The 11,640-nt window shown below is 75.7% G+C and carries 10 protein-coding genes; 1 reads left to right on the forward strand and 9 read right to left on the reverse strand.

What is annotated here, in order from left to right; genetic code table 11:
* A partial coding sequence (locus AH6_RS15090) for an AfsR/SARP family transcriptional regulator (protein WP_169807861.1) occupies positions 1-879 on the reverse strand: 879 nt, incomplete at its 3' end.
* Positions 880-924: 45 nt separating this feature from the next.
* Positions 925-3,066: an MMPL family transporter gene (locus AH6_RS15095; protein ID WP_067479812.1), complete on the reverse strand. Its 2,142-nt coding sequence runs from the start codon at positions 3,064-3,066 to the stop codon at positions 925-927.
* Between the two features lie 102 nt (positions 3,067-3,168).
* On the opposite strand from AH6_RS15095, the gene AH6_RS15100 reads away from it, so the two are divergent.
* Positions 3,169-3,510, forward strand: coding sequence for a cytidine deaminase-like protein (locus AH6_RS15100; protein ID WP_067479814.1), 342 nt, complete (start codon positions 3,169-3,171; stop codon positions 3,508-3,510).
* Between the two features lie 6 nt (positions 3,511-3,516).
* Here the strand turns inward: AH6_RS15100 and AH6_RS15105 are convergent, their stop codons facing one another.
* Genes AH6_RS15105 through AH6_RS15135 form a run of 7 tightly spaced genes read right to left on the reverse strand, consistent with a single transcriptional unit; the run spans position 3,517 to position 11,622 of the window.
* Entirely contained in the window at positions 3,517-5,058 is a 1,542-nt protein-coding gene (locus AH6_RS15105) for a dipeptide ABC transporter ATP-binding protein (RefSeq protein ID WP_067479816.1), read from the reverse strand.
* Positions 5,055-5,852 (reverse strand): ABC transporter permease, encoded by a 798-nt coding sequence (locus tag AH6_RS15110; protein WP_067479817.1) that lies wholly within the window; start codon positions 5,850-5,852, stop codon positions 5,055-5,057. Before AH6_RS15110 ends, AH6_RS15105 begins: the two co-directional genes overlap by 4 nt.
* On the reverse strand, positions 5,849-7,030 hold the full coding sequence (locus tag AH6_RS15115) for an amidohydrolase family protein (protein WP_083982866.1): 1,182 nt from the start codon (positions 7,028-7,030) through the stop codon (positions 5,849-5,851). Before AH6_RS15115 ends, AH6_RS15110 begins: the two co-directional genes overlap by 4 nt.
* The gene (locus tag AH6_RS15120; protein WP_067479819.1) at positions 7,030-7,947 is read right to left on the reverse strand and encodes an ABC transporter permease; all 918 of its coding nucleotides are present in this window, start codon (positions 7,945-7,947) and stop codon (positions 7,030-7,032) included. Before AH6_RS15120 ends, AH6_RS15115 begins: the two co-directional genes overlap by 1 nt.
* A complete protein-coding gene (locus tag AH6_RS15125; protein WP_067479821.1) occupies positions 7,944-9,557 on the reverse strand; it encodes an ABC transporter substrate-binding protein in 1,614 nt (537 codons plus the stop codon). Before AH6_RS15125 ends, AH6_RS15120 begins: the two co-directional genes overlap by 4 nt.
* Complete coding sequence (locus AH6_RS15130) at positions 9,554-10,927, reverse strand: MFS transporter (protein ID WP_067479823.1); 1,374 nt, start codon at positions 10,925-10,927, stop codon at positions 9,554-9,556. The genes AH6_RS15125 and AH6_RS15130 overlap by 4 nt, the downstream gene beginning before the upstream one ends.
* The gene (locus AH6_RS15135; RefSeq protein WP_067479825.1) at positions 10,924-11,622 is read right to left on the reverse strand and encodes a tRNA-dependent cyclodipeptide synthase; all 699 of its coding nucleotides are present in this window, start codon (positions 11,620-11,622) and stop codon (positions 10,924-10,926) included. The genes AH6_RS15130 and AH6_RS15135 overlap by 4 nt, the downstream gene beginning before the upstream one ends.
* Positions 11,623-11,640 lie beyond the last annotated feature (18 nt).

Raw genomic sequence — 11,640 nt, forward strand, 5'->3', positions numbered from 1 at the left:
TGTGGGCGGCGCGTGCGGTGTGGGCGGCGCGTGCGGTGTGGGCGGCGCGTGCGGTGTGGGCGGCGCGTGCGGTGTGGGCGGCGCGTGCGGCTCGGGCACCGCGCTCGCGGTCTCCCGGCGTTGGGGTTCCAGGTCGGGAGCTTGGGCGAGGATGTCGGCTTCCAGACGGCGCAGCGCGGGGCCGGGATCCACGCCCAGTTCCTCGGTGAGGGTGGCGCGGGCGCGGCGCAGCGCGCCCAGGGCGTCGCCCTGGCGGCCCGCCCGGTACAGGGCCAGGGCCAGCAGCCGCCACGCCTCCTCGCGCAGCGGGTGGGCGGCGACGTGGGCCTCCAGGTCGGGCACGACCTCGGCGGCGGCCGACAGCCGCAGCAGGGCGTCGGCGCGGCGCTCGACGGCGATCCGGTGGCGCTCGTCGAGCCGGGCGATCTCGGTGGCGGCCCACGCCAGGTCGGCGAACTCGGCGTAGGCGGGGCCGCGCCACTGGGCGAGGGCCTGCTCGGCGCACCGGCGGGCCTCGGCGGGGTCGGCGTCGGCGGCCCGGTCCACCAGGGCGTCGAACCACCAGGCGTCCACCCGCTCCTGCGGCAGCCGCAACGCGTAGCCGGGCGGCGCGGTGACCAGGACGGCGGCGGGGGTGCGCGGCGGGCGGTCCGGTTCGAGGACGCGGCGCAGGTGGGACACCAGCGACTGGAGCCCGGCGGCGGCCTGGGGCGGCGCGGCGTCGGGCCACAGGTCGGCCACCAACTGGTCGGCCGGGACCATCCGGCCCTGCGCGGCCACCAGCCTGGCCAGCACCGACCGGCGGCGGGGCCCGCCGAGATCGGCCGGGGAGCCCGCCACCACCGCCTCGAAAGCGCCGAGCACGCGTACGGTCGCCATGTCCCGGCCAGCCTAGACCGGGGCACGGCGACCGCAGGCGCGGGGTCACACCCGCGACGGCTCCCGTTCCACCGGCGTTCCAGGGGTCCCGGACGCCTCGAACGCCTCACCGTGGACGTCGAACCGGGGCAGGATCCGGTCGAGCCAGCCGGGCAGCCACCAGTTGGCGCGGCCGAGCAGCGCCATCGTGGCCGGGACCAGCACCAGCCGCACCACGGTGGCGTCCAGCGCGACCGCGACGGCGAGGCCGACGCCCATCTGCTTGATCACCAGGCCGGGGTCCAGCGCGAAGCCCAGGAACACCGCCACCATGATCAGCGCGGCGCTGGTGATGACCCGGCCGGTGGCCGCGAGGCCCGCCGAGACCGAGGCGCGCGCCTCCCCGGTGCGCAGCCACTCCTCCCGGACCCGCGACAGCAGGAACACCTCGTAGTCCATCGAGACGCCGAACAGCACCGCGAACATCAGCAGCAGCAGGAAGCTGGACACCGGGACGCCGTGCGGCAGCCCCAGCAGCTCCGCGCCCCAGCCCCACTGGAACACCATCGTCAGCACGCCGTAGGCCGCGCCGATCGACAGCAGGTTCAGCAGGGCGGCCTTCAGCGGGGCCAGCACCGACCGGAACACGACCACCAGCATCAGGAACGAGGTGGCGACCACCACGCCGATCACCGGCCACAACCGCTGGTCCAGCAGCCTGCTGAGGTCGGTGTAGGCGGCGGTGAAGCCGGTGACCTCCGCGCCCGGCGGCAGCGCCCCCTCCCGGACCCGGTCCACCAGGCCGGGGACCCGCTCGTCCTGCGGGCCGAACGCGGGCGTCACCATGATCACAGCGGCCGAGCGGTCCGGCGCGAGCTGCGGCGGCGACACCGCGACGACGCCCTGGACCCCGGCCAGCTTCTCGCGCACGGCGGGCAGCGTGCCCTCACCCGACTTGCGGAGATCGACCGCGACCAGCAGCGGCCCGTTCACGCCCGGCCCGTACCCCTCGGCCACCAGGTCGTAGGCGCGGCGGGCGGTGTTGGAGTCCGGCTCGCTGCTGGCGTCGCTCGGCCAGGTCCGCATGCCCAGCGCGGGCGCGGCCAGCGCCAGCATCAGCACCAGCGCGGCCAGCAGCCACGCCCACGGCCGCGCCGCGACGCGGTCGGCCCAGCGCCGCACGCGGGGCGACTCGACGGACGGCGCCGCCCCGGCCGCGCGGTCGCGGCGGCGCAGCACCTTGGGGCCTGCCAGGCCCAGCACGGCGGGCAGCAGCGTCACCGCGCCCGCCATGGTGGCGGCCACCACGATCCCGGTCGCGAACCCCATCGTCATGAACACCGGGATGCGCGACAACACCAGCCCGCACAGCGCCAGCAGCACCGTCAGGCCCGCGAACACCACCGACTTCCCGGCGGTGGCGATGGCGCGGCCCGCCGCCTCCGGCACCGGGAGGCCCTGGGCCAGGCCCTCGCGGTGCCGGGTCAGGATGAACAGCGCGTAGTCGATGCCGACGCCCAGGCCGACCATGGCCGCGAGCGTCGGCGCGGCGTTGGCCACGTTCGCGAACGCCGCCAGGATCGTGATCCCCGCCATGCCCGCGCCGAGCCCGGCCAGCGCCACCACCAGCGGCAGCCCGGCGGCGACCACCGACCCGAACGCCAGCAGCAGGATGATCAACGCCGCCACGACCCCGATCGCCTCGGCGACGCCGCCGGGCGCGGTCACGTTCTCGGGCACCTGGCCGCCGAACTCCACCTGGTGCCCGGCCCCGGTGAGCACGGTCGTCGCGGTGCGCAGCTCCTCCAGCGTCGGCTTGGGCTTCAGGCCGGTGACCGGCACGTCGTAGCGGACGGTGATCAGCGCGGTCGCGCCGTCCTTGCTCGGCACGGCCGGATCGACCGCGCTGACGTGCGGCAGCCGCCGCAGCCCGGCGACGGCCTCCGCCACCTTGGCCTGGTCCACCGCGCCGGTGCGGGCGTGCACGACCACGCGCGCGTCCGCGCCCGACAACGCCGGGAACCGCTCGCGCAGCAGGTCGGTCCCCCGCTGCGAACCGGTGCCCTTGAGGGTGTAGTCGTCCTGCGCGGTGCCGCCCGCGAGGACGGCCACCCCCGCGACGACGCCCACCAGCAGCACCCACGCCACGACGACGCGCCAGGGACGTGTCGCCGCCCCCTTGCCCAACCGGTACAACAACCGGGACATATCGCTCTCCCCCATCACGGGCCCTACGAAGGGTTCGATGGTCGCCCGCCGCACTTGCGGTCCACTTGGAGGCGACTTGCCGCCGACCTCTAGGCTGGGGCCGTGAGCGAGTTGAACGCCGAGGACGCGAAGATCATCACGTTGGCGCGGTCGGCCCGCGCCCGGACCGGCGCGGCCGAGGGCGCGGCCGTCCGCGACGAGACCGGCCGCACCTACTCGGCGACCAGCGTGGACCTGCCGTCGCTGAGGTTGTCGGCCCTCCAGGTCGCGGTCGCGATGGCGGTGTCCAGCGGCGCCGAGGACCTGGAGGCCGCCGCGCTGGTGACGGCCGCCGACAGCGCCGCCGACGCCGACGTGGCCGCCGTGCGCGACCTGGGCGCGAAGGCCCCGGTGCTGGTGGCGGGCCCGGACGGCACGCTGCGCACCACCCTGGCCGCCGGGTAGCCCCTTCTAGCGGACCGGCAGGCGCGGGGCCGCCGCCAGCAGCGTCCGCGTGTACGGGTGCTCGGGCGAGGCCAGGACCTCGGCGGCCGGGCCCGACTCCACGACGTCGCCGTCCTTCAGCACCATGACCCGGTGCGCGACCTGCCGCACCACCGCCAGGTCGTGGGTGATGAACAACATCGCCAGGCCGTGCTCGGCCTGGAGACGGCCGAGCAGCGCCAGGATCTCCGCCTGCACCGAGACGTCCAGCGCCGAGGTCGGCTCGTCGCAGACCAGCACGGCCGGGTCCGAGGCGAGGGCGCGGGCGATCGCCACGCGCTGCCGCTGGCCGCCGGACAACTGGCGCGGGCGTCGGCCGAGATGCTCGGGGCCGAGCCCCACCTGCCGCAGCAGGTCGGCCGCCCGGTCGCGCCGGTCGGCGCGGGGCGTCCCGGCGACCGCCAGCGCCTCGGTGAGGATGCGGGCGACGGTGTGGCGCGGGTCGAACGCCCCGGCGGGGTCCTGCGGGACGGGCTGGATGCGGTGCCGGTGCGGCCTGCGGAGGCGTTCGGGCAGGGCGCTCCAGGGCTCCCCGGTCAACGTGACCTCGCCGGAGTCGGCGGGCAGCAGGCCCAGCGCGATGCGGGCGAGCGTCGTCTTGCCCGACCCCGACTCGCCGACCAGGCCCAGGGTCTCTCCGGCGTGCAGGTCGAACGAGACGTCGCCGAGCGCGGTCCGGTCGCCGAACCGCTTGGTGATCGAGCGGGCCTGGAGAACGGGCGGTCCCGGCGTCGCGGGCGGGGCCGTGCCCTCAGGGACGGCGGCCAGCAGCGCCTTGGTGTAGGGGTCGCCGGGGTCGGTGAGGATCCGCTCGGCCGGGCCCTGCTCGACGATCGTGCCGTCCCGCATGACCGCGATGCGGTCGGCGAGCCGGGCGACCACCGCGAGGTCGTGGCTGATCAGGACCACGGCGGTCCCGGCCGCGCGCAGCCCGGCCAGCAGGTCCAGGACCTGCGCCTGGACGGTGACGTCGAGCGCGGTGGTCGGCTCGTCGGCGATGATCAGCTCGGGGCCGCAGGCGAGCGCGGAGGCGATCAGCGCGCGCTGGCGCAGGCCGCCGGAGAGCTGGTGCGGGTGCTCGCGGGCACGCCGTTCGGGGTCGGGGATCCCGACGTCGGCCAGCAGCCGCCGCACGCGCCCCGCCACCTCGCCGCGCGGGACGGTGCGGTGCACCAGCAGCGGTTCGGCGACCTCGCGGCCGATGCGGCGCAGCGGGTCGAGGGCCTGGAGGGCGTCCTGGAGCACGAAGCCGATGCGGCGGCCCCGGACGTCGCGCCAGGCGCGCTCGTTCAGCGTCCGCAGGTCCCGCCCGTCGAGGTGGAGCCGGTCGGCGGCGACCTCGCCGCCGCTGAGGCCGAGCAGGGCGCGCGCGGTGACGCTCTTGCCCGAGCCCGACTCCCCCACGATCGCCAGGCACTCGCCGGGGTCGAGGTGGAACGACACCCCGCGCACGGCGGCCTCGCCCGTCCCGAAGTCCACGGTCAGGCCCGCGACGTCCAGCAGCGTCACCGCAGGTACCTCCTTCGCAGGTCGCGGCCGACGACGTTCACCACGACGACGGTCAGGGTGATCGCCAGGCCCGGGAAGAACGCCACCCACCAGGCCGACTCCAGGAAGTCGCGGCCGTCGGACAGCTGCGCGCCCCACTCGGCGGCGGGCGGGTTGGGGCCGAGGCCGAGGAAGCTGAGCGCCGCGCCGTACAGGATGGCGGTGCCGACGCCGAGGGTCGCCAGCACCAGCACCGGGCCCAGCGCGTTGGGCAGCACGTGCCGCAGCACCAGCGCCGGGCGGGACTGGCCGAGCGCCGTCCCCGCCTCGACGTAGCCGGAGGTGCGCACGGTCCGCACCTGCGCGCAGACGAGCCGCGCGTACTCGGGGGTGGCGGCGACGGCCACCGCGAGCGTCGCGCCGGTCGTGCCGGGGCCGATCAGCGCGACCGCCACCAGCGCCAGCAGCAGGCCGGGGCACGACAGCAGCACGTCCATGGCCCGCATCAGCGCCTCGCGGACCGGCGCGCCGCCGAGCGCGGCGGCCAGCCCCAGCACCAGGCCCGCCGCGAGGGCGAGCGCGGTCGCGCCGAAACCCATCGCCAGCGAGGTGCCCGCGCCGTGGATCACGCGGGCGAGCACGTCGCGGCCGAGCTGGTCGGTGCCGAACGGGTGGCCGCCGCCGGGCGGGGCGAGCAGCGCGTCCGGGTCGGCGCGGTAGGGCGGGTGCGGGGAGAACAGCGACGGCGCGAGCGCGAACGCCAGCAGCACCAGCCCGACGGCCGCCGCCGCCAGGGCGCCGCGCGACAACCTCACGCCGGTACCCCTGCGTCCACGCCGTCGGCGATCACCAGGCGCACGTCCGCCACGCGGCGCACGTCGGCGGTGGGGTCGCCGCCGACCACCAGCAGGTCGGCGCGCAGGCCGGGGGCCAGCCGCCCGGTGACGCCGCCGAGCCCGCAGGCGTCGGCGGCGGTGACGGTCGCGGACTCCAGCGCCTGCGCCGGGCTCAGCCCGGCGTCCACCAGCAGCGCCAGCGCGTCGGCGACCTCGCCGAACGGCGCGCCGCGCACGCCGCTGTCGGTGCCGAAGGCCAGCCGCACCCCGGCCGCGTGCAGGCGTGCCAGGATCGCGAACCGCTCCGCCAGCCAGCCTTCGTGGCGGCGGGCGGCGATGGCGGGCCAGCCGGTGTGCACCGTCGGGCAGACCGCGATCCCGTCGGCGGCGAGACGCTCGACCAGCGCGTCGTCCACCCGGGTCGCGCCGCCCTCGACCTCCCAGCCGCAGTGCTCGACGGTGTCCACGCCCGCCCGGACCGACGCCGCGATGGCCGAGACGCCGTGCGCGTGCGCGGCGACCCGCAGGCCGTGCGCGCGGGCCTCGACGACGACCGCCGCGAGTTCGGCGTCGGTGAACTGCCGCTCCCAGGGCAGCGCGCCGCCGTTGGTGAGGTAGCCGCCGCCCGCCATGACCTTGATGACGTCGGCACCGGCCGCCGCGTTGCGCTGCACGGCCTTGCGCACACCCTCGATGCCGTGCGCGACGCCGCCGAGGAAGTGGCAGTGCCCGTTCGGCGGGGTGACGGGCGCGCACGCGGCCAGCACGCGCGGGCCAGGCAGCGCGCCCGCCGCGACGGCGTCGCGGAGCCGGACCGCGAGGCCGCCCCGGTCGCCCAGGTCGCGGGCGGTGGTGACGCCTGCGGCCAGCAGCCGCCGGGCGTTGCCCGCCATCCGCTCGTACAGCTCGTCGTCGGAGGCCGCCGCGAGTCCCGCCTCCAGTTCGGGACCGGCGTCGAAAGCCAGATGGACGTGCACGTCGATCAGGCCCGGCAGCAGGGTGCCGTCCGGATGCTCCACGTCCGGCGTGCCCGGCGCCTCCGCGCGCGGGCCCGTCCAGGCGATCCGGCCGTCCCGGACGAGCACCGCGCCGTCCTCGATCACTTCGCCCGCCGGGCCGGGCAGCACCCGCCCGGCCGAGATCAACAGCTGTCCCATCACGCCTCCCGCAACCGGGCGTCCACCAGCAGGTGGCCGAGATCCACCAGGGTGTTGACCACGACATAGACGACCGAGGCCAGCAGCACCGCGCCCACCACCACCGGCAGGTCCTTGGCGAGCACCGCCTCGACCGCGACCCGGCCCACGCCGGGCCGCGCGAACACCGATTCCACGACGACCGCCCCGGCCAGCAGGTGGCCCGCCGTCCAGCCGAGGATCGTCAGGGCGGGGACGAGTGCGTGCCGCAGGGCGTGCGCCCACCGCACCCGCCACTCCCCCAGGCCGCGCGCCCGCGCGGTCAGCGCGAACGGCTGCGTCAGCGCGTCCTCCAGCCCTTCGCGCAACACCTGCGCCAGCACCGCGCCGACCGGGATCGCCAGCGTCAGCGCAGGCAACCAGATCCCCTCGGCGTGGAAGGAGAACAACGTCAGCAGCACGATGCCCAGCCAGAAGGTCGGGGTGGAGGAGGCCACCAGCTCCACCGCCCCGGCCAGGGCCCGGCTCGCGCGGCGTCCGGCCGTCAGCAGCGCCACCGCGACCGCGCCCGCCACGGCCAGCGCGCACGCGGTCAGCGTCAGCCGCACGGTCGGGCCGATCTCCTGGCCGAGGACGGTGGTGACGGGCGCGCCGTGCTGGAACGACCAGCCGAGGTCGCCGGTCACCGCCCGGCCGAGGAACGCCAGGTACTGCACCGCCAGCGGCCGGTCCAGCCCGAGTTCGGCGTTCAGGCGTGCCAGCGTCTCGGGCGTGGCGGGCGCGCCGCCGAGCAGCGTCGCCGCCGGGTCGCCGGGGATGAGCCGCAGCGCCGCGAAGGCGAGCGTCCCGGCCCCGGCGAGCACGGCGGCCATGCCCGCCACGCGCCGCGCCACCCGGCGGGCCGCCCCGGGCCGCCGGGGCGCGGGACGCCGCTTCACTTGCCGAGCTCCACCCCGGCCAGCAGCGGGCTCGCCTGCCCGTCGAAGGTCAGGCCGCCCACCTTGGTGGAGGTGGCGGTGATGGCGGCGGGCACGTAGATGGGCACCAGGTAGGCACGGTCCACGACCTCCTGCTGCACCTTGGCGTACAGCTCGCCGCGCTCGGCCTGGTCGCCGGTGGCGAGGGCGTCCTCCAGCCAGCCGTCCAGCCGGGAGTCCTTGGCGAACGAGGCGTTGTAGCCGACCTTGCCCTTGGCCGGGTGGTTGTAGGAGGCGTAGAAGCTGCGCAGGATGTCGGGGTTGCCCGACACCCAGCTCCGGTCGAACACGTCGAAGCGGCCGGTGTCGCGGGCGTCGAACCACTGCCCGGTGGACATGTTCTCGATGCGCAGCTCGATGCCCGCCTTGCGGGCCTGCTCCTGCACGAGCTGGGCGACCAGGTCGCGCTGCTCGCGCACCTGCTGCTTGTTGAACACCCACAACACCGTCAGGCGCTTGCCGTCCTTGGTGCGGTAGCCCTGCGCGTCGCGGCCGGTGTACCCGGCCTCGCCGAGCAGCTTGTCCACCTCGGCGAGGTCGTGGCCGGGCCGAGAGTCCAGGGCCTTGTCGTACAGCGGTGTGGTGGGGCCGAGCGGCCCGCGCGCCGCCTTGTACTGGTCGGCGTACACGGCGGACACGAGCTGCCTGGTGTCCACGGCCTTCTGGAACGCCCGCCGCAGCCGCTCGTCGGAGAACGGGGCCCGCGAGGTGTTGAGGTGCAGGCTGTAGGTGCCGCCGGGCAGGTCGGCCCGGACGATCCGGACGCGTCCGCCGAGGCCCGCGACCCGCTTGGGCGGCACGGCCGCCGCGATCTGCGCGCGCCCGCTGGTGATCGCGCCGATCCGCACCGAGTCCTCGGGCAGGAACCGCACCGTCACCTTGGGCTCCTTCGCCGGACCGGGGGCGGTGGAAGGGCCCCAGCGGTACGGCTCGTGGCGGCGCAGGGTGAGGTTGTCGCCGCGCACGTACCCGGCGACCGCGTAGGCGCCCGAGCCGACCGGCTTGGCGCAGTAGTCCCGCTTGTCGGCCTTGGGAGAGGTGATGCCGAGGAAGGTCTGGCTGGCCGACTGGAGGAAGGCCGCGTTCGGCTTCTTGAACGACACCTTCACCGTGCGGTCGTCGATGACGGTGCTGCCCGCGTAGGGCCCGATGAGGGTGGCGGCGTACTGCGACTTGGTCGCCGGGTCCACCACGCGGTCGAAGGTGGCCTTGACCGCCTCGGCGGTGAGCGGCGTCCCGTCGTGGAAGGTGACGCCCTCGCGCAGCGTGAAGGTGTAGCTCTTCAGGTCCGGCGCGGCCTTCCACGTGGTAGCCAGCCACGGGTGCAGCTCGCCCCGCGGGTCCTGGAACACCAGCGAGTCGTAGACGTTGCGCATCAGCCGCGCGGTGACGTCCTGCGGGCTGACGTTGGGGTCCAGGCAGGTCGGCTCGCTGTCGCTGGCGTAGGCGAGGCCGCCGGCGGCCCCGGCGGACGCGCCGGAGCCGCCGCCGCACGCGGCGAGCCCGAGCGCGGACGCCGCCAGCAGCGCGGCCGGGGCGAGGAGGTGACGGTGGGGGGACCGTGCGGTCATGTGCGTTCCTTGACGGGGATAGGGGTGGACAGGGGGGCGGTGGCGGGACGCCCGGCGACGGCGATGAACAGCAGCGCGGCGGCCGACACCCCGGCCAGCAGCCACATCGCCGCCTGCTGGCCGCCGGAGCGGAACACCGCCATGCCGAGGGCGAGGCCGAGGGCCCCGCCGAGGTTGTGGAACGTCCACGACGAGCCGACGGCGAGGCCCGCCATGCGCTCGGGCACCGCCGACAGCGCCGCCACCGTCGCGGGCCCGAGGATGAACGCCCAGCCCGCGCCCATCAGCGCGAACGCGACCACGACGTGGACCAGCCCGCTGCCCTCGCCGAGCCGCGCCTGAAAGAGCGCCGACAGGACGAACGCGCCGAACCCCGCGCACAGCAGCGGCCGGGGCCCGACCCGGTCGACCAGCCGCCCCGCCACCGGCGACAGCAGCGCCACCAGCGCCGTGCAGGGCAGCAACATCAGCCCGACGCGCAGGCCCGCGTAGCCGCGGACCGTCTCCAGATAGAGCGGCATCAGGAAGAAGGCCAGGCAGTAGAAGAACGCCAGCGCGAAGTCGGCCGTGATCGCGCTGATGAACAGCCGGTTCGCGAACAGCCGGAACTGGATGATGGGCGACTCGGCGACCCGCTCGGCCGCCGCGAACGCCGCCAGCGCCGCGACGCCCGCGCCGATCGAGGCGAGCGTCCGCCACGACGTCCAGCCCCAGGTGTCGCCCAGCGTGAGCCCCAGCACCAGGGCGGGGAGCCCTGCGGTGAGCAGGACGAGGCCCGTCCAGTCCACCCGCGCGCCCCGCTCCTCGCCGCGCGACTCGGGCACGCTGCCCCGGCAGATCGCCAGCGCCAGCAGGATCAGCGGCACGTTCGGCCAGAACACCCACCGCCAGCCGGGCCCGGCGACCAGCAGGCCGCCGAGCACCGGGCCGAGCGCGAGGCCGAGGCCGTTCACGCCGTACAGCGCGCCGATCGCCTTGCCGCGCTCGTCCTCGGGGAACACGTTGGCGACGATCGCGCTGGTGCTGGTGTAGAGCACCGCGCAGGCCGCGCCCTGCACGAACCGGAACGCGACCAGCCACTCCACGTCGGTGGCGGAGCCCGCCCCCAGGGACGCCGCCCCGAACACCGCCGTGCCGAGGTACAGGACGCGGCGGCGGCCGTGGGCGTCGGCGAGCCGTCCCATCGTGACCATGGACATCGACAGCGCGACGATGAACAGGCCCACCACGAGCTGGAGCCGCGCGACCGGCGCGTGCAGGTCGCGGCCGATCGCGGGCACGGCGGTGTTGACGATGGTCAGGTCCACGCAGCCGAGGAAGCTGAGGATCGCGACGCCGGTGAAGGCGCGCCAGCGGCGCCGCGCGCTCACGCCGCGCCCGCCGCTTCCAGCGCGCGCTTCTTGAACCGCAGCGACAACCACACGCCCTTGCCGGGATGGTGCGGCTCGACGAAGATCTCGCGCGTCTTCGCCATCGCGTCGGTCATCGGCTGCGGGTAGATGACGAAGTCGTAGCCGTCGGCCGCCCACAGCGGCTGGATGATCGGGCACTCCTCCATGAGGTAGGTCAGGCACTTGGCGTGCGCGGCCGCCAGGTCGGCGTGCTCGTCGCGGGACTTCAACCGTTCCAGGAAGCGGCCGATCGTCGCCTCCACGGCCGCGTGGTAGTCCGGATTGCTCCGGTACTCCGCCTCCACCCGCTCGCGGAGGCCCACGTAGCGGTCGTCGGTGAGGGCGGTGTGCCAGCGCAGCACGTCGCGGCCGACCAGGAGCCGGTCCAGGGTCTCCCCGTTGCGCGCCAGCCACTCGTCGCCCGAGCGCAGCGCGTGCGCGTAGGCGGCGTCCGGCGGCAGGTCCTGGTGGTTGTGGCGCTGCAACGCGTCGGCCACCGCGATCGTCAGGTGCTCGATGCCGGACCGGTTGACCAGGTCGACGGTGGCGCTGAGCTTGTCTTCCTCGTGGTAGCGCTGGCCAACGCTGACCAGCAGGATCGCCTTGGTGCCGGTGAAGTCCAGCTCCTGGGCGACCTTGCCGAACGACGCCTTGGAACGGCCGGTGATCGTCATGTTCGCGGTCCTCTCTCC

The organism is Actinomadura hibisca NBRC 15177, assembly GCF_001552635.1.
Classification (GTDB): domain Bacteria; phylum Actinomycetota; class Actinomycetes; order Streptosporangiales; family Streptosporangiaceae; genus Spirillospora; species Spirillospora hibisca.